Source organism: Pseudomonas sp. WAC2 (genome assembly GCF_030403525.1).
In the GTDB taxonomy this organism is placed as follows: Bacteria; Pseudomonadota; Gammaproteobacteria; order Pseudomonadales; family Pseudomonadaceae; genus Chryseomonas; species Chryseomonas luteola.
Genome location: NZ_JAUEPD010000009.1, coordinates 227063 through 249867 on the forward strand (window position 1 = coordinate 227063; position 22805 = coordinate 249867).

The 22805-nt window shown below is 51.5% G+C and carries 25 protein-coding genes and 1 tRNA gene; 20 read left to right on the top strand and 6 right to left on the bottom strand.

Annotated features, from left to right (window positions below):
• The gene (gene pheA, locus QWJ10_RS19305; protein ID WP_010797857.1) at positions 1-1095 is read left to right on the top strand and encodes a prephenate dehydratase; all 1095 of its coding nucleotides are present in this window, start codon (positions 1-3) and stop codon (positions 1093-1095) included.
• An 18-nt stretch (positions 1096-1113) separates the two neighbouring features.
• On the opposite strand, the gene bamE is transcribed toward pheA, so the two are convergent.
• Positions 1114-1647 (bottom strand): outer membrane protein assembly factor BamE, encoded by a 534-nt coding sequence (bamE, locus tag QWJ10_RS19310; RefSeq protein WP_289929081.1) that lies wholly within the window; start codon positions 1645-1647, stop codon positions 1114-1116.
• 302 nt (positions 1648-1949) lie between these two features.
• On the opposite strand from bamE, the gene mgtE reads away from it, so the two are divergent.
• Positions 1950-3383 (top strand): magnesium transporter, encoded by a 1434-nt coding sequence (gene mgtE / locus QWJ10_RS19315; protein ID WP_010797859.1) that lies wholly within the window; start codon positions 1950-1952, stop codon positions 3381-3383.
• A 48-nt stretch (positions 3384-3431) separates the two neighbouring features.
• On the opposite strand, the gene QWJ10_RS19320 is transcribed toward mgtE, so the two are convergent.
• Positions 3432-3749, bottom strand: a complete 318-nt coding sequence (locus QWJ10_RS19320; RefSeq protein ID WP_010797860.1) for an Arc family DNA-binding protein — start codon at positions 3747-3749, stop codon at positions 3432-3434.
• 281 nt (positions 3750-4030) lie between these two features.
• Between QWJ10_RS19320 and QWJ10_RS19325 the strand changes: the two genes are divergently transcribed.
• The 9 genes from QWJ10_RS19325 (at position 4031) to QWJ10_RS19365 (ending at position 12768) form a co-directional block, all read left to right on the top strand.
• Positions 4031-4107, top strand: a tRNA-Arg gene (locus QWJ10_RS19325).
• Between the two features lie 511 nt (positions 4108-4618).
• Positions 4619-5644 carry a glycosyltransferase gene (locus tag QWJ10_RS19330; protein WP_010797861.1) on the top strand — a complete coding sequence of 342 codons (1026 nt, stop codon included), beginning with the start codon at positions 4619-4621 and terminating at the stop codon, positions 5642-5644.
• Between the two features lie 14 nt (positions 5645-5658).
• Positions 5659-6765: an FAD-dependent oxidoreductase gene (locus QWJ10_RS19335; RefSeq protein ID WP_289929085.1), complete on the top strand. Its 1107-nt coding sequence runs from the start codon at positions 5659-5661 to the stop codon at positions 6763-6765.
• Entirely contained in the window at positions 6746-8395 is a 1650-nt protein-coding gene (locus QWJ10_RS19340) for a hypothetical protein (protein ID WP_256680594.1), read from the top strand. The genes QWJ10_RS19335 and QWJ10_RS19340 overlap by 20 nt, the downstream gene beginning before the upstream one ends.
• Positions 8396-8400: 5 nt before the next feature.
• Entirely contained in the window at positions 8401-9192 is a 792-nt protein-coding gene (locus QWJ10_RS19345) for a pyridine nucleotide transhydrogenase (RefSeq protein WP_289929088.1), read from the top strand.
• Positions 9192-10031: a sugar phosphate isomerase/epimerase family protein gene (locus QWJ10_RS19350; RefSeq protein WP_289929092.1), complete on the top strand. Its 840-nt coding sequence runs from the start codon at positions 9192-9194 to the stop codon at positions 10029-10031. The genes QWJ10_RS19345 and QWJ10_RS19350 overlap by 1 nt, the downstream gene beginning before the upstream one ends.
• Positions 10028-10387, top strand: a complete 360-nt coding sequence (locus tag QWJ10_RS19355; RefSeq protein ID WP_010797866.1) for an EamA family transporter — start codon at positions 10028-10030, stop codon at positions 10385-10387. Before QWJ10_RS19350 ends, QWJ10_RS19355 begins: the two co-directional genes overlap by 4 nt.
• Before the next feature lie 7 nt (positions 10388-10394).
• Complete coding sequence (locus tag QWJ10_RS19360; protein WP_230382325.1) at positions 10395-11207, top strand: glycosyltransferase family 2 protein; 813 nt, start codon at positions 10395-10397, stop codon at positions 11205-11207.
• A 187-nt stretch (positions 11208-11394) separates the two neighbouring features.
• Entirely contained in the window at positions 11395-12768 is a 1374-nt protein-coding gene (locus QWJ10_RS19365; protein ID WP_289929095.1) for an MFS transporter, read from the top strand.
• Here QWJ10_RS19365 and QWJ10_RS19370 read toward each other — a convergent pair.
• The 4 genes from QWJ10_RS19370 to flgA all read right to left on the bottom strand — a co-directional run bounded on the left by QWJ10_RS19370 (position 12765) and on the right by flgA (position 15272).
• Complete coding sequence (locus QWJ10_RS19370) at positions 12765-13499, bottom strand: flagellar brake protein (RefSeq protein ID WP_019365194.1); 735 nt, start codon at positions 13497-13499, stop codon at positions 12765-12767. The two genes, QWJ10_RS19365 and QWJ10_RS19370, sit on opposite strands and share 4 nt — an antisense overlap.
• Before the next feature lie 74 nt (positions 13500-13573).
• The gene (locus QWJ10_RS19375; protein ID WP_010797870.1) at positions 13574-14041 is read right to left on the bottom strand and encodes a flagellar protein FlgN; all 468 of its coding nucleotides are present in this window, start codon (positions 14039-14041) and stop codon (positions 13574-13576) included.
• Between the two features lie 41 nt (positions 14042-14082).
• Positions 14083-14400, bottom strand: a complete 318-nt coding sequence (gene flgM / locus QWJ10_RS19380; protein WP_289929098.1) for a flagellar biosynthesis anti-sigma factor FlgM — start codon at positions 14398-14400, stop codon at positions 14083-14085.
• Between the two features lie 146 nt (positions 14401-14546).
• A complete protein-coding gene (flgA, locus tag QWJ10_RS19385; protein WP_289929101.1) occupies positions 14547-15272 on the bottom strand; it encodes a flagellar basal body P-ring formation chaperone FlgA in 726 nt (241 codons plus the stop codon).
• A 98-nt stretch (positions 15273-15370) separates the two neighbouring features.
• On the opposite strand from flgA, the gene QWJ10_RS19390 reads away from it, so the two are divergent.
• The 9 genes from QWJ10_RS19390 (at position 15371) to flgH (ending at position 22805) form a co-directional block, all read left to right on the top strand.
• Positions 15371-16303 carry a chemotaxis protein CheV gene (locus tag QWJ10_RS19390; protein ID WP_019365191.1) on the top strand — a complete coding sequence of 311 codons (933 nt, stop codon included), beginning with the start codon at positions 15371-15373 and terminating at the stop codon, positions 16301-16303.
• Positions 16304-16346: 43 nt separating this feature from the next.
• The gene (gene cheR, locus QWJ10_RS19395) at positions 16347-17174 is read left to right on the top strand and encodes a protein-glutamate O-methyltransferase CheR (protein WP_197873234.1); all 828 of its coding nucleotides are present in this window, start codon (positions 16347-16349) and stop codon (positions 17172-17174) included.
• A gap of 227 nt (positions 17175-17401) precedes the next feature.
• Complete coding sequence (gene flgB, locus QWJ10_RS19400) at positions 17402-17815, top strand: flagellar basal body rod protein FlgB (RefSeq protein WP_026003857.1); 414 nt, start codon at positions 17402-17404, stop codon at positions 17813-17815.
• 2 nt (positions 17816-17817) lie between these two features.
• Positions 17818-18261, top strand: a complete 444-nt coding sequence (flgC, locus tag QWJ10_RS19405; RefSeq protein WP_010797876.1) for a flagellar basal body rod protein FlgC — start codon at positions 17818-17820, stop codon at positions 18259-18261.
• Positions 18262-18274: 13 nt separating this feature from the next.
• Positions 18275-18985: a flagellar hook assembly protein FlgD gene (locus QWJ10_RS19410; protein WP_289929110.1), complete on the top strand. Its 711-nt coding sequence runs from the start codon at positions 18275-18277 to the stop codon at positions 18983-18985.
• 27 nt (positions 18986-19012) lie between these two features.
• A complete protein-coding gene (gene flgE, locus QWJ10_RS19415) occupies positions 19013-20320 on the top strand; it encodes a flagellar hook protein FlgE (protein ID WP_289929112.1) in 1308 nt (435 codons plus the stop codon).
• Positions 20321-20504: 184 nt separating this feature from the next.
• On the top strand, positions 20505-21242 hold the full coding sequence (locus QWJ10_RS19420) for a flagellar basal body rod protein FlgF (RefSeq protein ID WP_197873237.1): 738 nt from the start codon (positions 20505-20507) through the stop codon (positions 21240-21242).
• Between the two features lie 52 nt (positions 21243-21294).
• Positions 21295-22080 (top strand): flagellar basal-body rod protein FlgG, encoded by a 786-nt coding sequence (gene flgG / locus QWJ10_RS19425; RefSeq protein ID WP_150347661.1) that lies wholly within the window; start codon positions 21295-21297, stop codon positions 22078-22080.
• A 29-nt stretch (positions 22081-22109) separates the two neighbouring features.
• The gene (gene flgH, locus QWJ10_RS19430) at positions 22110-22805 is read left to right on the top strand and encodes a flagellar basal body L-ring protein FlgH (RefSeq protein ID WP_150347660.1); all 696 of its coding nucleotides are present in this window, start codon (positions 22110-22112) and stop codon (positions 22803-22805) included.

Consider the following 22805-nt stretch of genomic DNA (forward strand, 5'->3'; position numbering starts at 1 on the left):
ATGGCGGAACAAGAGCTCAAGGCCCTGCGCCTCCGTATCGATAGCTTGGATGAACGGATTCAGGAACTCATCAGTGAGCGCGCCCGCTGCGCTCAGGATGTGGCTCGCGTGAAAATGCAGTCGCTAGGTGAGGGTGAAAGTCCGGTTTTCTATCGACCGGAGCGCGAAGCGCAGGTGCTCAAGCGGGTAATGGAGCGTAACCAGGGCCCGTTGGGTAATGAGGACATGGCTCGTTTGTTTCGAGAGATCATGTCGTCGTGCCTTGCGCTTGAAGAGCCATTGAAGGTTGCCTATTTGGGGCCGGAAGGTACGTTTTCGCAGGCGGCTACGCTTAAGCATTTTGGTATGGCGGTAAAGACACGGCCAATGGCCGCTATCGACGAAGTCTTTCGTGAGGTGGCGGCTGGGGCCGTAAATTTTGGTGTGGTTCCTGTTGAGAACTCAACTGAAGGTGCCGTCAACCATACGCTTGATAGTTTCCTAGAGCATGATCTGGTTATCTGCGGCGAGGTGGAATTGCGTATCCACCATCATCTGCTTGTGGGTGAAACGACCAAGACAGATAGCATTTCGCGTGTTTACTCACACGCGCAGTCCCTAGCTCAGTGCCGTAAATGGCTAGACGCGTATTTCCCTAACATCGAACGAATCGCAGTTTCGAGCAATGCCGAGGCTGCGAAGCGGGTTAAAAGTGAATGGAATAGTGCGGCGATAGCAGGGGATATGGCGGCTTCCCTGTATGGTTTGTCAAAGCTGCATGAGAAAATCGAGGATCGTCCAGATAACTCCACGCGGTTTTTGATTATCGGAAATCAGGAGGTCCCACCTAGCGGCGATGACAAGACGTCTGTGATCGTGTCGACTCGCAATAAGCCGGGCGCCTTGCATGATTTGTTAATGCCGTTTCATGCCAACAACATTGACCTGACGCGCATCGAAACACGTCCATCCCGCAGTGGTAAGTGGACCTATGTTTTCTTTATAGACTTCATCGGTCATCAGCATGATCCTCTCATCAAGGATGTGCTGGAAAAAATCAATGGCGATACGGTCGCCTTGAAAGTTTTAGGGTCGTATCCTAAAGCAGTGTTGTAACGCTCGAAAGCCACACCGTTAGGGTGTGGCTTTTTTATATTTGCTTCCTGTATCTGTAACGCATCCCGCATTATCAAAACTAATGACGCGTGAATGCTTCTTGCGCTGCGTTACATAGTAGTAGCGGGCGCGATTATTGTTCTCGATGATCCTGTCTGGCTTTCCCAGGGCGCTTTCGACATCCTCTTTCGTCATGCCCGCTATAACCTTTTTGTGAATGACCGCCGTTCTTCTTTCCGAGCCTGAAAGCACGTTTGGGCAGGCTCCTTCCTTGGCTCCCACAACTGCTAGCTCATGGTAGGTAGGCAATTGATCCTTTGAGGGGGAAGGCGGGGATAACGGTTGTGTCAATATCGGTGTTTTGGGTCCGTTGCCGCCAGGCTTGGGGTTATCAGCGGTTTGGTGGGTAATCGTATCGCCTTTAAGGCAACCATTTGCGGAAAAGCTGATATGGCCGTCTTCGCTTACACACCGAAAGACGGTTGTGGCAGTAGCCGTATTTGAAAAAAACAACGTTGCCAAACATAGAAGTGTAACGGGATTACGGTACATAGCTGTCCTCCATGACATCTGTTCATAGCGTAGTGCGAGATGCGCCGTGCCGCTGTGATTGGCTCCGCAGATCAACGGCCAAGCTCGGTCAGGCATGAGCATTAGCTGCCAAATGATTGTTTTTAACTGTTTTACATCGCCGATTCAGCGCATGCAGTGCTATGATTCCGCTTGTCAGCCCCGCCGGGGCTCGTGGACCCTTTCCATGGACATACCCCGATCTAACAAACTTCGATCGCTGTTTCGTTTATTAAAGATTTGATTCCCGCAGCGCGCTCCGTTGCCGGGGATGGAGTGCGCTTATGAGTGAAGTGGAAGCAAGAAAGCCACAGGAAAGTCTGCAGGAGCGACTGGCTCAAGTCGTTGAGCTGCTCCATCAGTATCGTTTCGTTGAAGGTCCCGCTCACGACGAGCAGGTTGTGCAGCCTGATGAGGCGCTGCATGAAGAGGGGCTGTCCGAACTCCGTCGCCGTCTGGATGAACTGCATCCGGCCGATATTGCCTTTATCCTTGAGGCGCTTCCACTTCATGAGCGTCTGACCGTCTGGAGCTTGGTTAAGACCGAGCGTGACGGCGACATCCTTCTTGAGGTCTCCGACTCTGTTCGTGAAACACTGATCGCCGACATGGATGATCAGGAAATCCTTGCAGTGGCAGGACAGCTGGATGCTGATGAGCTGGCCGACTTGGCGCCCGACCTGCCTCGGGATGTTGTGCATGAGCTTATGGAGGCTTTGGACGCCCAGCAGCGTGAGCGGGTGCGCTCAGCGCTTTCATATGAAGAGGATCAGGTTGGCGCACTGATGGACTTCGAGATGGTGACTATCCGCGACGATGTCACGCTTGAGGTTGTTCTGCGGTATTTGCGTCGCTTGAAGGAGCTGCCAGGCCATACGGATAAGCTGTTTGTTGTCGATTATGACGGCATATTGAAGGGCGTGCTTCCTGTGAAGCGGCTTTTGGTCAATGACCCGGAAAAGCAAGTCGCTGAGGTAATGGCTAACGACCCGGTAGCGTTTCATCCTGATAATGATGCCTACGAGGCCGCTCAAGCGTTTGAACGTTACGATCTAATTTCTGCGCCTGTCGTTGACAAGAATGGCAAATTGATAGGTCGTCTCACTATCGATGAAATGGTGGACTTGATTCGCGAGGAAAGTGAATCTGAGGTCCTCAACATGGCGGGTCTTCGTGAAGACGAAGATGTTTTTGCTTCTGTTTGGAAGTCGGTCGGCAATCGTTGGACTTGGCTTGCTACGAATCTGGTAACGGCGTTTGTTGCATCTCGTGTAATCGGGCTTTTTGAAGGCAGCATTGAAAAGTTAGTAGCGCTGGCCGCCTTGATGCCTATCGTTGCAGGTATTGGCGGTAATTCGGGCAATCAAACGATCACTATGATTGTGCGTGCTATCGCGCTGGGTCAGCTCAATGCCAGCAGCACCATGAGATTGTTGAGGAAAGAGCTAGGTGTTGCGCTCTTCAATGGATTGATTTGGGGTGGGGTAATTGGCCTGATTGCCTATTACCTTTATAACAGTTGGTCGTTAGGGGTCGTCATGACGGCTGCCATGACATTGAATCTCTTGCTAGCCGCGTTCATGGGAGTATTGATTCCCATGACGTTACAACGGTTTGGGCGAGATCCCGCAATGGGGTCCAGCGTGCTGATTACAGCAATGACAGACAGCGGCGGCTTTTTCATCTTCCTTGGTCTTGCCACTATGTTCCTTCTGTAACTTCAAGCGAAAGGATCAGGGCGTATCCCTGATCCTTTAACAAATACTTTATTCCTGTGATGACTCGACGTCATTGGCAATCAGAGAGAGGAGAGCGTTTTGCTGGCGTCCAGAAAGTTGCCTGAAGCGCTGTAGCAGTTCCCGTTCATGAGCGCTTAGCTCTGGACTATCCATACGCATGCTCGGATCTGTATCGATAGCGCCTTCTTGAATGAGACTCTGCTCCAGTCGAGCAATGATTTCAGAATTCATGCTGCGATGATGGTTGCGTGCAACTTCGGCGATACGTTCGCGCATTCCTTCGGGAAGACGGACGACGAATTTGTCAGCTGTGCGACTGGAGTACGATCTAATTGCCTGAGTCATGAGTACATTCATCTAAGTGGTCAAGGACGATGCCAACAAGGCTTTCATGAAGCTTGGGACAGCATTGTTATTTGCTCTCAACGCCATTACTTGCGTGAGCTTATTGGCGTCAATTTAGTGACAATTTTCAAAAAAAGCAAAGTGGCTTCTCTCTAAATCAATGCTAATGAGAAGCTTAGCAATGATTTCTGGGAATAGCGGTCTTTAACGCTAGGTTTTACATAACGCATGACAAAGCGCGCTCTTGTCGTTAACATTCTGCTCTCGCACGACGTCATTTGGTCCCAGTAGCTCAATTGGATAGAGCATCCCCCTCCTAAGGGGAAGGTTGTGAGTTCGAACCTCGCCTGGGACGCCATAAAACTTGCAATACCTCACGCACTTCTACTCTTCACATCCTTGACTAACGCATAAACTGGGCTTTATGGTCTTTTATATTATTGCGCGTTAACGGTTGTCCTTTCATTTTTATGTCAACTATTAATATGACTTTTACCGTAAAGTGATATTAATAGTTAGTCGTCCTATAACCGATATATAAATATGTGATGGGGTTGGCAGGCTGAAGGGGAACCTTTGGTGGGCATGAGAATCTATCGCTGGCGCTAGTATTAAGGGGTAACAAGATTCCTTAATTATAGTTATGTTATTCCGGTGCTCATTGGGCTGAGCGTGTTGGCCTCGATAACGATTCGAACAAGCAGAGCCCAGCAATGAACTTGTTTTACAGGCACGGCCAATTGAGTTGGCTGTGATGGTTTGTTCGTTATGTCGCGCCCATTCTTAATGAAGCCGCAATATTAAAGTTTATCTAGACAGCTTTGCTGAATATGGATCAACCCACTTGGGCTCTCTGAGAGGAAGCGTGAATGTCTTATTATCCCGTTCTGTTATCAATCGTCTTTGTTGTCCGTAATCAGTCTAGGGAGCTTGCAGAGTCATTGACTAATGCGGCGAGTATTATCGCCTCACTAGTGAGTGACTATGAGTTGATCATTGTTGACAACGCCTCTACCGATGACAGTGTAGCCATGTTGAAAGGGTTAACCAGCGAGAAGGGTTTGCCGAATCTTCAGGTGTATGCTCTGACCAAAGAGGTCGATACGGACACCGCTTGCTGGGTGGGTTTGGAAAATGCACTTGGCGATTATGTAGCCGTCATTGATCCACTGACGGACGATGTCGGGTTCTTGCCTGCAATGCTGGAAAAGGCAGCGGAAGGAAGTGATGTCGTATTTGCGGCCAATTCTCAAAAGCCTAAGCGTACCTTAGCCTACAAGGCCTGTTTCTCCAGCTTTAACTCTTTGTACAAGCGTCTAGGCGGCATCGACCTTGCAAACGATGCCCCTCAGTATCGCCTGTTGAGCAAGCGCGTAGTTAATTTTATTCTGCAACACCCTGTTCCTGCTTTGACCTATCGTCATTTGCCGGCAACAGCGGGCTTTGCTCAGACCAAGTTGACCTATAGCTCTACGCCCAAAGCGCCTCAGAACAAGCGTCTGGGAGACAGTATCGAGCGGGGAATCCGTCTTCTGATCTCCACAACGCGTGCCCCTATGCGACTGGTCAACATGCTTTGCATGTTTGGTGCTGCAGCGAACCTTATCTACTCGGCATACGTCATCGCGGTTGGACTTCTCAAGTCGGATGTTGCGCCAGGTTGGGTAACGCTATCCCTGCAACAGTCAGGCATGTTCTTCCTTTTGTCCCTCGTGCTGCTGGTATTGGGCGAATACATCCTGCAAGTGGCTACCCGTACCAATGAAGGGCCGGCATACCATGTTGCTCAGGAGTTTACGAGCGCCATCATGACGCGACGCGAGAAACTCAACATCGAGGTCGTCAGTGACCCACAGCCGTCTACCGTGACTGCTGCTGCCTCTAATATGGCTTAAGGCATACATACATCATGCAGGATGCTATTGTCATTGGTGGCGGTTTCTACGGATCCATGATTGCCTTGTATTTGATGAAAGTACGAGGTTTCAAGGCTGTGACGTTGATTGAGCGAGAGGCGACTCTGCTCAATCGTGCGTCTTATAACAATCAGGCCCGTGTGCATAACGGCTATCATTATCCGCGTAGTTTCACGACTGCCTTCAGAAGTCGCGTCAACTTACCCCGCTTTATAAAAGATTATCCTGACGCTGTAGTCACAAACTTCACAAAGCTCTACGCCATAGCCCGTAATAACTCGAAAGTTACTGCCAAGCAGTTCGAGCGGTTTTGCCATGAAATTGGTGCAAAGCTTGAGCCTGTACCTGCGTCAATGGAAAAGCTCTTTGAGCCACGGCTTATTGAGGCTGTTTATCTAACGGAAGAGTACGCGTTCAATTCTAGAGAATTGGCAGGGGAGGCGAGGCGCGAACTCGATGAAGTTGGAGTCGAGGTATTACTTAATACTAGGGTGAAATCTATTCATCGGCAGGGCAGCGATACACTTTCGGTCACTTATGAGCAGGATGGAAGATCGGTAGAGCGCTCCACGCGGTTCATTTTTAACTGCACCTATAGTGGCCTGAATCAGTTTTCTGGCGACTTTCCTGGCACTCAAACCAAGTTGAAGCATGAGTTAACAGAAATGGCCTTGGTTGAGATGCCGGATGCGCTTAAGGGCCTAGGTGTTACGGTGATGGATGGGCCTTTCTTTTCCATGATGCCTTTCCCTGCGAGAGGGCTACATACGCTATCCCATGTACGATACACGCCGCATATGCAGTGGAATGATTCACCGGATCTCGATCCTTATCATCGCCTTGAGCATTATCATCGTGACACACGCGTTGATCGCATGATTCGAGATGTAGCGCGCTACATGGCGCCTGTGGCCAATGTTCAGTACAGGGACTCGCTTTTTGAAGTCAAGACCATTCTCGTTAAAAACGAAGGCGATGATGGTCGTCCCATCCTTTTTGAGCAACACGCTCAACTGCCCAATTGTTACTCGGTTCTAGGCGGAAAAATCGATAACATTTTTGATGTTCTGGAGAAGCTAGATGCCGAACCCATCCACTGATGCAACAAGTTTTGCGGATGTTACCCCGGCTCGGACGGCCCGCTGGCTGGGAATTATTGCTCTACTCGCGTTTGCTTTCGTCAGTCATTTCACGCTAGGTCCAGGCAATATTGTCGATCCTTTCCATCAAGGAGAGTTTTTTGCCACTTTGCCTAACATGTTGCATGGCCAGGCAGGTGAGCATGCTTTTACTATTCATGGTGCGCTCGATTATTTGCCTGCCTGGATCGCCACTCACTTCAGCGGGCCGGATAATAACTTTCTCTATACCCAGGTTGCCTACGCACTGTGCAACCTAGGTGCGGCTTGGCTGTTTTACTTGATAGCGTCTTTATTCATTGAGCGTGGCGCTAGATATGAGTTGCTGACACTCGTTGCAGTGGCGGTGGTAGCCAGTCAACTGGTTGGTTACCGTGACCTATGCTTGCTGCTTTCGATCTATTTATTCCTGCTGTGTTTGCGAGCCAATCGCTCCTCCGATTTTTTTGTTAAAGCGACTCTCTTGGGTATTGCTGCAGCATTCAACATGTTTTGGTCTTATGACCGGGGCATTACCGGGTTTGGGGCGATAGGGTTGGGCGTGCTTCTGGCCAGCTTTTACGATCGCCGTTTCATCTATGCCATGGCCATCTTTGTTGGGACATTTCTTGTACTGTCCCTGATGACTGAGGTGTTTTCCCTTAGCGATTATCTACGGAACTTCGACTTTCTACTCAGTACATCCTCGCAATGGACGTATCACAGTCCACGCTTCATCATTCAGAGCGCGCTACTGACCGTACCGACAGTGCTGGCCTATTATGCACTGTTCAAAGCGCTGCCTAAGCCGTTCCATTTCGGCTCTGCGTTTGCCATTGCTGGAATGCTGGCTGTCCTGATGTTGGTTTTGTACAAGATCGCGACCAACCGTGCAGATTTCATCCATGTTCCGATGGGTATGTGGGCGCCTTTGCTCAGTTTCCTCTTTGCTTATGACCAGCTGCGTAAGACGGGCCGAAAGCAGGAATTTGTGCTGCTGAAAAAGCCCGTAGCCGTGGCGGTGGTTGGGTCCATGCTGCTTCTAGGGCTGATTGGTAAGAACCCGATGCCCTTTTTTGCAGTTCTGCTGGGTTTGGTACTCATTAGCAGCAACCGCAAGCCCTTGGGGTATGTAGCCCTGGTAGGTCTCTCGGGGTTGCTGGCTGCCTTTACACTTTACAAATCGCCAGTCCCCAATGTTCTTGTAAACGGCTACAAGTGGCTACCCAATATGGCGTCGCCCCCTGATAACTCTCTGCTGGTCTCTGACGGTGCGCGTTGGGCGGCCAGCCAGATCAAGGGGTCAGGATCGCAGTGTGTGTTTGATCTTTCCAATAACGGAATTATCAATGGCGTGACAGGTTTGCCCGCGTGTACGAAATACATTTATCCGGTGTATGCCACGCGCGTGTATGAGCAAGACATGATTTCGGATCTGAAAAAGTCAGACCCCTCTGTCGTGGTCTACTCCACAACGTTCTGGTCGTTCAATATCAACGACATATCAATGCACGACAAATTTCCTGAACTCAAAAAGTATCTGGATGAAAAGTATCCGTACGAAAAGTGCGAGTCGGAATATTGTCTTCGTTTTAAAAATACTCAGGGGTGATAGGAATGAGTTTGCCAGACGCGCTTATAGGATATAGCGGCTTTGTCGGTTCGACATTGCTCAAGCAAAAAGACTTTGAGGGCCAGTTTCGCTCGACCAACATCTCTGAAGTAGGCGAAAAGGCTTATCACACGCTTGTATGCGCCGGTGCCCCCGCTCAGAAATGGATCGCGAACAAGGATCCCGAGGCTGACCGTGAGAAGATCGACGGTTTGATCGAACACTTGAAGCAGGTTAAATGCGAGACATTTGTTCTTATCAGCACTGTTGATGTATTCGGCTCGCCCGTTGGAGTTAATGAAGAAACGCCTGTTGTTGAAGAGGGCCTGCATGCGTATGGCTTGAATCGCAGACGCCTTGAGAAATTCGTAGAAAGTCATTTCCCCAATTCCCTGATTGTTCGTTTGCCAGGTCTGGTCGGACCAGGACTTCGCAAGAACGTTATTTTTGACTTCCTGAACGATAACAATCTTTCGGTCATCGATAGTCGCGGAGTGTTCCAGTTCTATCCCATGGTCAATCTCTGGTACGACATCCAGACAGCTCTGAAGGCCAATCTCAAACTGGTGCATTTTACTTCGGAGCCTGTCAGCGTCGCTGATATCGCTCGCCATGGCTTTGGCTTCGAGTTCACTAATGAATTAAGTAACACTCCAGCGTCGTATGATTTCCAATCCCTCCATGCTGAGGAGTTTGGCGGTGGTGCCGGCTATCAGTACAGCAAGCGTGAGACGCTTCAGGCAGTAAGGGCATATGCACAGTCCGAGCCGTTGAAAGCTGCTTCGGAGGCTCATTAATGCGAGTCGCCATTTCCAATATCGCTTGGGATGTTTCCGATGACGAAGAAGTAGCGCAGCTGCTTTCCCGTTACGATGTAGATGCAGTCGATATAGCGCCCGGTAAGTATTTCCCGCAACCCAAGGATGCGTCGTACGCAGAAATCCAGGCGGTCAAGCAGTGGTGGCAGTCCCGTGGTGTTTCGCTAACAGGTATGCAATCCCTGTTATTCGGAACTACTGGATTAAATGTTTTTGGCTCCGCTGAGTCACAGCAGGCAATGCTGGATCACTTGGATGCCGTCTGCCGTATTGCGGCAGGCCTGGGCTCTACGCGTTTGGTATTTGGCTCTCCCAAGAACCGTGATCGCTCTGCAATTGCGGATGAACAGGTAGATAGCGTAGCTATCCCTTTCTTCCGCCGCTTGGGTGATATTGCTGCTCGTCATGGTGTGCTGATATGCCTGGAGCCAAATCCCACCTGTTATGGCGCTAACTTCATGGTCGATAGTGTGGAGACTGCTCGTGTAGTTGAGGCAGTTGATCATGACTCTATCCGGATGCAACTCGATACCGGCGCCTTGGCGATCAATGACGAAAATCCTGAAGAGATCATTGCCCGCTTTGCACCTTTTATTGGGCATGTACATGCCAGTGAACCCAATCTGATTACGTTGGGTGATGGCAGTTCGAAGCATGCGCAGGTTGCCCAGGCATTGGCAAAACACCTTCCCGATCATGTCGTGACTATCGAGATGCTCCCTGCCAAGGAAGAGTCGAACATGGCATCTATCGAAAGAGCATTGGGCGTTGCTACACGGCTCTATCGAAATGGTGTGCAAGCAGGGGTAACGGCATGAAGTGGATGATCCTCATACTGGGCATCCTGTCCAATGCATCTGCTAGTGTCCTTGTAAAGATGGCCATGATGCCACCAAGAAAGTTTCCAAGTCTTTCCGATCCTATGGGAGCGTTAAGCAACTGGCCATTCTGGCTTGGGCTGTTTCTTTATGGATTGGCGTTTCTGCTGTATGCCGCTGCGCTTGCACGTTTGCCGCTGAATGTGGCGCATCCCGTTTTGACCGCTGGTGCCATAGCAACCGTGGCGATCATGTCGGCAGCGATATTCAAAGAACCTTTCCCATGGACGACCATTACCGGGATCATCATGGTAATCGCCGGTGTTGCGCTGATTACGGCCCGTGTAAGCTCATAACGTAGACATGACTATGACAGCAGATATTTCCGAACACATACGCACTTCCTGGCAAGTGCCTGCGTATGAAAAAACGATGTGGTTGGGCAAGCAGCACGCCACATGCATCATCATTCCTGTGATCAATGAAGGAAGCCGTATTGTCAGTTTGCTGACTCGGATGAAGGATCTGAACGTTGATCAAGCGTCGGATGTAATCATTATCGATGGCGGCAGCACAGACGGCTCATTGGAGCTGGAGCGCCTCAAGTCCAAGGGTGTTAGAGGCCTGTTGCTCAAAAAGGGACCTGGTAAGCTAAGTGCTCAGTTGCGTTGTGCCTATGCCTTTGCATTGGAGCAGGGTTACGAGGGCATCGTGACGATTGACGGTAACGACAAGGATGATCCTGAGGCTATCCCGCGGTTCATCAAGGCATTGGAGGAGGGGGCAGATTTCGTTCAGGCGTCGCGCTTCCTGCAAGGCGGTGTTGCTGAAAACACGCCGAAGTCCCGTGATTTCGCTATTCGCTTCATTCATGCGCCTATGCTGAGCATGGCGTCAGGCTTTCACTGGACCGATACGACCCAGGGGTTCCGGGCCTATAGCCGCAAAATGTTGTTGGATCCGCGCGTCGCTCCATTCCGTGATGTGTTCATGACCTATGAGCTGTTGGCTTACCTGTCCTATCGAGTGCCCAAGCTGGGTTATCGTTGTGTAGAGCTGCCTACCATCCGGCGCTACCCTAAAGGTGAAGTGCCCACCAAGATCAGTAGCGTGAGAGGAAATCTCTCTGTTCTTCAAGTTCTCTTCAAGGCGTGTACGGGACAGTACAACCCTTGAGGGACTATAAACACGGCGGCTTAGGCCGCCGTGTTTATTTCGGCTAAAAATCCCTCCTGACTCGACCGAACTCTTGGGCTTGCTGCCCATCGAAGGGGTACATCAACGTCAAGGCAACAGGCCTTCGTATCAAACGCATAAGAATCTGTCTTCGAAGCGCATTGTGCTGCCTTCGTAAGGAGCTGTAATGGGACGTACGTTATCTGCCTTCCGAGCGCTTTATGCTGCTACGTTGCTCATGCTGATCGGCTCAGGTCTGCTTAGCACCTATATGGCACTAAGGCTTGCGTCCGAGGAAGTTCCGGGGGCCTGGATCGGTGCATTGACAGGTGCTCAATACCTGGGTCTGGTGTTGGGGGGCAAGGTAGGGCATCGTCTTATTGCGCGTGTAGGGCATATAAGGGCTTACGTTGCTTGTGCGGGAATCGTAACTGCTGCAGTGTTGGGAACTGGTATATTGCCCTTTCTGCCCGTATGGCTGCTGCTGCGTATGCTGGTAGGGATGGGCATGATGTGCCAGTACATGGTGTTGGAAAGCTGGTTGAATGAGCAAGCTGAGCCCAACCAGAGAGGCAAGGTATTCTCGGGGTATATGACGGCTTCCTACTTTGGTCTGGTGCTAGGGCAAGGTGTACTGATTGCCTGGCCTGAGCTCGGTAGCGAAAAGCTTATGCTGGTTGCGCTCTGTTTTGCGCTCTGTCTGGTGCCTGTTGCGATCACTGCAAAGATCCACCCGGCCCCGATGAGTCCGGCTCCTCTTGATCCTGGATTTTTCTTCAAACGAATCCCTCAATCGTTAACAACAACTGTAGTGAGTGGCCTCGCTATCGGTTCGTTTTATGGTCTTGCGCCTGTTTACGCCGCGGCCCAAGGGCTGCCAACCGAGCGAGTCGGCTTATTCATGGGGGTTTGTATTTTCGCAGGGCTGCTGGCTCAATGGCCTATTGGTTGGCTTTCCGACCGCCATGATCGTAGTTGGCTGATCAATAAGGTTGCGCTTGTTCTGGTGGTGGCTGCACTACCGCTGGCGTTATTGCCCAAGGTCCCCTTATTACTGCTGCTTGCTCTTGGCTTTGCAGTCAGCATGTTGCTTTTTGTGCTTTATCCTCTAGCCGTTGCGCTTTCCAATGACCATGTGGAAGGGGAGCGACGGGTATCCCTTACCGCCATGCTCCTGGCCACCTTTGGCGTGGGAGCCTGTATCGGTCCGCTATTGGTAGGTGCCTTGATGAATTGGTTCGGCGCCAACATGTTGTACGCGTCCATTGGTGTGTGCGGGTTGATTCTGGTGTGGCGTATCAGGCCGCAGGATGTAAAAGGCTTGCACCGTGTCGACGAGGCCCCGCTGCAACACGTGCCTATGCCGGATAGCCTGGCCAGCTCACCTTTGGTTGCGGCACTGGACCCGCGAGTAGATGAGCAGGTAGTCCATGATCAGATGCAGAATGCAGAGGCGGTGGCAACTCCAGCGGAGGCTGCAGATGAAGAGACTTCCTCATCTGCAGTGGAGGCTATGGCTGAAGAGAGCAATCCTATACTTGAGGATGAGCCCAAGCGTTAGTCTATCCGCCGTGTTTCGCGTTGAAGTTGATAGACGAAGCGTTCGACCTGACGTTGAGTTAAGCCTGACATGCGATAGAAGCGCAGGCCTACCTCGGTACAATCTAGCCTTTCGTTATAAGAAACGTGGCGGACTTCTACTGTTGAGCTAAGAGCGCTGCCAGGGAGGGCTACGGAGAATTTTTCCAGTAGCTCACCAGGAGACACCATGGACGTTGCATTCTTGGCGATACGGATCTTGCAGCCGGTCGCCGAGATGTCCAAGAGCGAACCTTTCAGGAATTTTTTACTGGGAAGGTCTGAGAGCTCGGCTGTTGGCTGGCGATTAAGCTGAAGGCGGACCCGAAAGGCATTTCGGCGCTGGTGATAGCTTACTTCCTTCGGGAGTGGAAACCAGTAGCAGCGGCTGTTGTTCAGCTCGCTCAAATTGCCTGGAACGTCGTATTCCCAAGTGATTTGCACGCCTTCATGAGAGCTATCAATGCGAAAACGCTCTCCCTGAAGCAGTAGCCGTTCCCCCTCGGTAGGGATGAGTTCATCCAGCGCGATCAAGCCTTGTTCGGTATTGATGTCGATCAGGAAGCTCTGGAACTGTCTGTTACGTTCCAGAAAGGTTATGCGGAGTGGACTACGGGTTTCCACCAACGGTTTTAGGTATGCAGCTATCTCAATAGGTGTCTTGAGTAGCTTGGGTGGCTGGGGACCCTGCACATCATTAAATGCGTTGGACACGCCCTGTCTCCATTTCTTGACAAATAAATAAAGAATGGCCGGGATCATTTAATCCCAGCCACTGTTTCAACAATTCATACCTGACTTAACGGGCGTTGGTAACTCGAGCGGGGCAGATGGCCGCGTCTGTTGTACAGACTGGGCACAGGAGGACCCTGCAAAATTTCGAGCATGCTGGCCACAGTATACTGGTTGGCCTTGATGATCTGGCCATTCCGGTTGTTGGCTTCCTTGCACTGCTCAATAACGGTCGTGAGCTGGTCTGCCGCCTCGATCAACTGATCGTCCTGCTCGAAACGTTCGGCATAGGCTAACAGGCCTTCACGGCTCAAGGGTAACCCCAGGCGCTGCAATTGTGCGGAGCGCAAGTGATTATGCTGATCCAGTTGAACCAGGAGTGGCTGCTTTTCATCCAGCAGCAGGCCAAGCAAATCGAACTTGCGATTTACCAGGGCTTCGTGTTCTAACTCGATCAGTTCCAGCAACCTTGTAGCGATGTTCAAATCGCTAAGGGTTAGCTCAAGCAAGCTGGCGTTGTGCATACGATCTACACTCGTGCGTCATATTTCCAACGCTGCGTCGCTTAGCGCTGGGATTCAAAATCAAGCAGTTTGGAAGCTACGCGCTGGCTATCGACTTTATAGCTGCCATCAGCAATGGCCTGCTTCAGGCGATTAACACGCTCGCTATCAACCACCGGCTCTTGGCGAATCTTTTCGACAGCCTTCTGAAGCGTTTGGGCTTCATCGCTCAGCTTTACATTTTCGCCTGCTGGCTGGGTTGGGGATACGGCAGCTGCCTTGGCAACTTCACTGGTTTTGTTAGTTGCATTGGTCGCTGCAGGTCCAGTAGTCCGGCTAGTGCTGGCGGTGCTGTTCGTTCTGTTGAAATCAATAACCATGATGGAGAACCTCGGACAGTTTCGGTCGCATGCCCAGCTTTTCGGCTTAGCCCAAAAAAACTTTAGGCTAAATTTTGTGCTCCGTTTGGCAAAAAGCTAATGGGTCAGTATAAACCATCTGTTAGAGGCCATGGTGGCTGTTTGGCTTACATGGCGACCTCAACCATTCCCGGGCCAGTCACGCGCGCTTTAATAACGCGCTTGGAATTCAGATTCTTGACACGAATCTGCTCTCCCTGGGCACCATCAATCAACGCCTCTCCCTGCATCCGTACAGTGAAGCCTCCCGATCCCGCACTAATAACAACCTGATCGCCCTTGCGCACCACTTCGGCTGCCTGGAGAAAGGAGGGAGCCAATATTTGATCTGCCACTACCTGCCGCTTGAGTTTTTGACCCATCACTAGATCGATATCGGTGAGATAACCTTGAGGCAATTTTCCGACGTCTCGCTCCAGTAGAGCTACATTTTGCGGATCTATAATCGTATCGCGCAGCAACGGTCGGGTAGTGACTACGACATTTCGATACAGGCGAACCTCCGCAGGGATGTAGACGGTCCAGGGGGTACTTCCTTCGCATCGAACACGTACCGAAACACGGCCTAGCGGGGCATCAAGGCCCTGCTGTGCAACGGTTAACGTTCGGTCGCAGGCCGCTAGCCGTAAACGTGGGTCCAAGTCTTTCACCTGAACCTCGTGTCGACCCTTGGCATGACTCTCGATCAAATATTCCTGAACGCGCTCCTCAAGAAATCCTTGAGCTGCGCCGATAAGTTCTTCAGGCAGGGTTAGCTCGGCAGCTGCATAGGTCTGGTTTGCAGAGCAGAACCCTACAAGAGTTATCAGTAATGAGATGTGGCGTCTGTTCATGCGTCGAGAAACTGTCTTCGGCGGTTCATGAATCTACCTAAGCAATCCCTGTGCCGTCTTCTGTCATCCGATAGGCCGGCCTTTTCAGGAGTTCACAAATGGCTGGCGTATTAGATGCAGTCAACCAGCGTACTCAGTTGGTCGGGCAGAATCGGCTGGAACTGCTGTTGTTCCGTTTGGACGGCCCGCAGCTTTATGGAATCAACGTCTTCAAGGTAAGGGAGGTGCTGCAGTGCCCCAAACTTACCGTGATGCCGAAATCCAGTGCTGTTGTGCGTGGCGTTGCAAGTCTTCGTGGTGGCACCTTCCCGATCATGGATTTGGCGTTGGCAACGGGTCGCCGTGGTCTGGATGATCTGACGAACAGCTTCGTCATCATTACCGAATACAACACCAAGGTTCAGGGCTTCCTGGTGCGCTCCGTCGAGCGAATCATCAACATGAACTGGGATATGATTCAGCCGCCACCCAAGGGAACCGGTCGTGACCATTACCTGACGGCTGTCACGCGTGTCGATAATCAGTTGGTTGAAATTATCGATGTGGAAAAAATCCTTTCAGAAGTGGCGCCTTCGGTCGAAACCATTTCGGAAGGTATTATCGATACGGCTGTACAAGCTAAGGCAGTTACCAAGCATGTACTGATTGTCGATGACTCGTCTGTGGCGCGTAAGCAGGTAAGCCGCTGCCTTGAAACCGTTGGAGTGGAAGTAACTGCGCTCAATGACGGACGTCAGGCGCTGAACTTCCTGAAGGAAATGGTCGATAATGGTGAAAAGCCGGAGCAAGAGTTGCTCATGCTGATTTCGGATATCGAGATGCCCGAGATGGACGGCTATACTCTGACAGCAGAAATCCGTAACGATCCCCGGATGAGTAAACTCCATATCCTTCTTCATACCTCACTATCTGGTGTATTTAACCAAGCTATGGTTAAGAAGGTGGGGGCTAATGATTTCCTCGCTAAATTCCGTCCCGACGATCTAGCATCCCGGGTCATTGAGCGTATCAAGGCAGCTGATGAAGGCTGAAATGATTAACGCTCTTCTTTTCTGATTCAGGAGCAGAACGGAAGTGTCAGCAGTTAATGCAGATTTTATGCAGTTCCGTGTCTTTCTTGAAAAGACGTGTGGAATCCTGCTTGGTGATAATAAACAGTATCTGGTTTCTAGCCGCCTCAACAAACTGATGGAGGCGGAAGGAATCAAGTCGTTGGGAGAGCTGGTGCAGCGTATCCAGACCCAGCCACGCAGCGGACTCAAGGAGAAGGTCGTCGATGCGATGACGACCAATGAGACCCTATGGTTTCGTGATACCTACCCGTTTGAGGTTCTAAAGAATCGCTTGTTGCCGGAGCTGACCAAAGCCAGCCCGGGACAGCGGCTGCGTATCTGGTCGGCAGCCTGTTCGTCAGGTCAGGAGCCTTACTCGCTATCGATGACTATAGACGAGTTTGAGCGTAGCAGCCCAGGCCAACTACGCAGCGGTGTCCAGATCGTGGCAACAGATTTGTCTGGTGTAATTTTGACAGCGGCTAAATCGGGTGAGTATGACTCACTGGCAATCGGGCGTGGCCTTTCCCAGGAAAGACTGCAACGTAATTTTGACGTGGTTCCGCCGAATCGGTGGTCAGTAAAGCCCGCTATTAAAAGCCGCGTTGAATTCAGAGCGCTTAACCTGTTGGACAGTTATGCCAGCTTGGGCAAGTTCGACATGGTCTTTTGCCGCAACGTGCTGATTTATTTCTCGGCTGATGTGAAGAAAGATATCCTGACGCGTATTCACGGCACGCTCAAACCGGGAGGCTACCTGTTCCTGGGGGCGTCGGAAGCCTTGAACGGGCTGCCGGAACTCTATCAGATGGTCCAGTGTAATCCTGGCATCATTTACAAAGCGAAATAAGCCAAAGGCCCGACATGTCGGGCCTTTTTCTTTTCCTGCCTTGCCATCCTTCCCGTCAAAGTTTTGCCGTCATCCTTGCCGCTTGCCCCTTCAAATACGGAAAAACCTTGCCGCTTTTGGCGCTGTAGCGCGCCTTGTTTTAATAACTCATTGATATTTAACGATTTTAATAGTTGGCATGTGCATTGCTAAAGGGAGATAGCCCTTCTGGCAATAGGTTAATGACCATGAGTATCAGTTTCGATAAAGCATTGGGTATCCATCAGCAGGCGTTGAATTTCCGTTCTCAACGCGCCGAAGTGTTGGGCAACAACATTGCTAACGCCGACACGCCTGGATACAAGGCGCGCGATCTGGATTTCTCGGCCGTTCTGGCAGAGCAAGCCAACAAGTCGTCGCATAGCAAGTTCAACCTTGATACGACCAACACTCGTCATATCGAGGCTGAAGGTTTCGGTGATCTGTCAGCGGATGCTGCGATGCGCTATCGCATACCCACTCAGCCTTCGCTGGATCAGAACACTGTGGATGAGCAGGTAGAGCAAGCCAATTACGCAGAAAACTCTGTGCAGTTCCAGGCCAGCTTCACGTTGCTTAACAACAAATTCAAAGGGCTCATGTCTGCCCTTCGTGGAGAGTAACCATGTCCCTGAGTAATGTATTCAACATTGCTGGTACAGGTATGAGCGCACAGACCACGCGCCTGAATACCATCGCCAGTAACATTGCTAACGCCGAGACCGTTTCGTCCAGCGTGGATGAGACCTACCGTGCCCGTCATCCTGTGTTTGCAACCATGTTGAACCAGGCGCAGAACGGTGGCAGCGCTTCTCTGTTCGATGAACAGGGCGAGGCCGGAACGGGTGTGCAGGTACTGGGCATCGTTGAAGACCAAAGCAATCTTGAGGCCCGTTACGAGCCTAATCATCCGGCTGCTGATAAAGACGGCTATGTGTACTACCCGAATGTCAATGTCGTGGAAGAGATGGCGGACATGATTTCGGCAAGCCGCGCATTTCAGACTAACGCTGACATCATGAACACTGCCAAGCAGATGATGCAGAAAGTCTTGACGTTAGGTCAGTAAGCGGAGATCACGCATGTCCACTATCAATACGAATACCAATAACGCAGGCGTTGCAGCATCGGCATTGACGAGTCTTACGAGCACTTCGTCAAAGGATGCTACTGCGTCTACCGATAAGAAAGGTAGTCTGGGAAAAGATGATTTTCTGCAGCTGCTGGTCACTCAACTTAACAACCAGAACCCGCTGAGCCCTCAGGACAATAGTGAGTTCGTCGCTCAGTTAGCGCAGTTCAGTAGTGTTGAAAGCCTGCAGAACCTGAACTCTGCAGTTAACGGCATCGCGGGTACCTATCAGTCTTCGCAGGCGCTGCAGGCGTCGTCACTGGTGGGACGCTCCGTGATCGCCCAGACGGGGTCGTCCATGGTGGATACCTCGAAGAGCTTCAATGGTTCGCTGGTCATGCCCGCGGCCGGTAAGGATGTCACTGTCGGCGTGTACGACAGTGCAGGTTCGCTGGTCAAGACCATCGACCTGGGCGCGGCCAAGGCAGGCGCTACCGATTTCATCTGGGATGGTACGGATGCGAAAGGTAATAAAGTTGATGCGGGAATTTATAGCTTCAAAGCATCTGCCGATATCGATGAAACGCGGCAAGCCCTGACTACTTATCTGCCAGCTACCGTCAATAGCGTAACGCTGGGACAGGATGGCGGTGAAATGCAACTTAACCTGGCTGGGCTGGGCAGCGTAACGCTGTCGCAAGTTCAGATGATTGGTCAGTAAGCCGGCAGTCCGGCAGAGGAAAGAATTATGTCATTCAATGTTGGTCTGAGCGGTCTGAAAGCAGCAAGCACTCACCTGAGCGTTACCGGCAATAACATTGCCAACGTAGGCAGCACAGGTTTCAAGGCATCCCGTGCCGAATTTGCTGATATTTATGCAACGTCCATGCTTGGTGTGGGCAACAACACCACAGGCAGCGGCGTCTTGACTGCCAATATTTCCCAGCAGTTCACGCAGGGCACAATCAGCAAAACCGGCAACAGCCTGGACATGGCCATTAACGGTAATGGCTTTTACATCATGAGCAACAACGGTACGGAGACCTACACTCGTAACGGTACGTTCAGTACGGATAAAGAAGGCTATATCGTTGACAACTCGGGCAACCGTCTCCAGGGCTATCGCGCAGATGTCGATGGCAATATTGTGCCCGGCGCGGTGACTGACCTTGTGGTCGATACGACCAATCAGCTGCCTAAGGCCACGACTGCTGTAGCACAGACACTGACCTTGAACTCAAGCTCTACGGTACCGACATCCACTACATTCGATCCTAATCTAGCTTCTAGCTACAACTGGTCTACCTCAGTCAGTGTGTTCGATACTCAAGGCAACGAGCACAACATGATGCAGTACTTCGTCAAGAACGATACAAACCAGTGGACCATGTATGTAACGGTTGACGGTCGTAACCCTGCAGATCCGACTTCAACCACACCGTATTCAGCGAACGTGAATTTTGACGCTGCCGGTCGCATGAGCTCAATTGCATCGAATGACTTTCAGGTTGATGCAAACAATGTGCTGACCATGAATAATTGGGTTCCTGCTGCTGTTAAAGACAGCAAGGCTGATCCGGTCGTTTGGGATGCTAATGGCGCGGCTGCCAACGGTGCGGGTGTAACCCTGGATATCACCAAAGTCACCCAGACTAACAGCAGTTCTGCGGTTACCAAGGTAACCCAGGATGGCTATACCACGGGTCAGCTGTCAGGTCTTTCCGTAGACGCCAGCGGCACGTTGTTCGCCAACTACACCAATGGCCAGTCGAAAAACATTGGTCAGACTGTTCTGGCTACCTTCGCCAACATGCAGGGCCTGCGTCCGGTAGGCAACACTAATTGGATCCAGACCGTTGCGTCCGGCGAGCCCGTTCGTGGTACTCCGGGCTCAGGTGTGATTGGTACGATCGAGTCCGGCTCATTGGAAGATTCCAACGTGGATCTGACGGCTCAACTGGTAGACCTGATCGTTGCTCAGCGCAACTATCAGGCTAACGCCAAGACCATCGAAACTGAGAACGCTATTTCCCAGACGATCATTCAGATTCGTTAATTAGAGGAAGGATAGGTTTGCCGCTAGCGGCAACAATATTCCGGCGCTCTGACAAAAAGGCCTCATTCGAGGCCTTTTTCTTTTTAACTCAACTGCTTAACTAATTTAAATAATATGGCACAGGCCTTGCTATAGATCCTGCATCGAAGCAATTCGCTGCAAAAAACCGTCGCTAGAGGATTCTATGGACAAGTTGCTTTACGTCGCTATGAGCGGTGCCAGCCAGAATGAAATGGCACAGCGTGCCCACGCCAACAACTTGGCGAACGTTTCCACTTCAGGATTCCGTAAGGATCTTGAGCAAGCACGCTCGATGCAGGTATTTGGTGATACTCATCCTTCACGCGTTTATGCCATGAGCGAGCGTCCGGCAACGGACTTTACGCCTGGCTCGCTTCAAGAGACCGGACGGAACCTGGATATCGCTATCGAGGGTAACGGCATGATTGCTGTCCAGGCGCCCGATGGTAGCGAGGCGTATGTGCGTACCGCCAGCCTTCAGATTGATGCATTGGGTCAGCTGCGTACCAGCGGTGGCTTTCCGGTCATTGGCAATGGCGGACCGATTGCAGTGCCTCCGCAGGCCAAGGTGGAAGTCGGTCAGGACGGCACAATCAGTATTCAGGCGCTAGGTGAGAGCCCCCGCGTACTGGCTGAGGTTGACCGCATCAAGCTGGTTAACCCTGATACCAAGCAAATGGAAAAAGGTCTTGATGGCCTGATCCACACCAAGAACAACCAGCCTGCAGCGCCGGATGCCAATGTCCGTGTGGCTTCGGGGTTCGTAGAAAGCAGCAATGTGAATGCTGCTGAAGAAATGACCTCTGTTCTTGCCCTGGCCCGTCAGTTCGAGCTGCACATCAAGATGATGCGTTCGGCTGAAGACAACTCGGCTGCGATGGCAAAGGTTTTGCAATCCTAATTACCAGTTTGCATGAAACGCCGTAAAGCCGGCGCTTGAGGAGAACGCAATTATGATGTCTGCATTGTGGGTCAGTAAAACAGGTCTGTCCGCTCAGGACATGAACCTGACCACTATTTCCAACAACCTGGCCAACGTCTCCACGACGGGCTTCAAGCGTGACCGTGCCGAGTTCCAGGATTTGCTGTACCAGGTCCGTCGCCAGCCGGGCGCTCAATCCACGCAGGACAGCCAACTACCGTCAGGCCTGCAACTGGGTACCGGTGTACGTATTGTAGGTACTCAGAAAAACTTTAGCGAAGGTAGTCTGCAAACCACGGATCAGCCGTTGGACATGGCCATCAACGGTCGTGGTTTCTTCCAGGTTTCCATGCCGGACGGCACGATTGCTTATACCCGTGACGGTACCTTTCACCTGAACTCTGATGGTCAGGTCGTTACCGCCAATGGTTTCGCGTTGGAGCCAGCGATTGTTGTTCCTGCCGAGACCAGAACCTTTACGGTGGGTGAAGACGGCACGGTGTCGGTAACCACTGCTAACAATGCGGCGCCGCAGGTGATCGGCAATCTTCAAACGGCTGACTTTATCAACCCGGGCGGCCTGCAGGCTGTAGGCAACAACCTGTTCATGGAAACCGCTGCTAGTGGTGCTCCGCAGAACGGTACCCCAGGCTTGAATGGTCTTGGCACAGTCATGCAGCAGACATTGGAAAACTCCAACGTAAGCACCGTGGAGGAGTTGGTGAACATGATCACCACTCAACGCGCTTACGAAATGAACTCCAAGGTCATCTCCACAGCTGACCAGATGCTTGGCTTCGTTACTCAGAACCTGTAATCGCTTTTATTCGCGAGGTCGTTGTTTGTATGAACCGCCTTCTTGCTCTTGTTCCCGCGCTTGGCGCTGTATTGCTGGTTGGCTGCGTAGCACCTGCTGCTCAGCCCAACGATCCGTATTACGCGCCGGTGCTGCCGCGTACGCCGATGCCGGCTGCGCTGAACAATGGCTCTATTTACCAGCCTGGGTTCGACCAGAACCTGTATACCGACCGCAAGGCGTTCCGCGTGGGTGACATCATTACCATCACGCTGGAAGAAAGAACTCAGGCGAGCAAGAACGCGAGTTCGGATATTTCCAAGGACAGCTCGGCCGATCTGGGCGTTAGCTCCTTGTTTGGTACCAAAGCACAGATTGGCAACCCGCTTTCCAGCGGCAACCTGAACCTGGGTGCCCAGTTCGAGGGGTCTCGGGAGAACAAGGGTGATGCCAAGGCCGCGCAGGGCAACAGCCTGACAGGCTCTTTGACCGTAACGGTTGCAGACGTGATGCCCAACGGCGTGCTGGCTGTCAGGGGTGAAAAATGGCTGACGCTCAATACGGGCAATGAGCTGATGCGTATTTCCGGACTGATTCGTGCAGACGATATCAGCACCAATAACACTGTGTCTTCCACTCGCGTAGCAGATGCACGGATTACCTATTCCGGTACAGGGGCATTTGCCGATGCCAGTCAGCCGGGTTGGTTGAGCCGCTTCTTCACCAGTCCGCTATTTCCGTTCTGA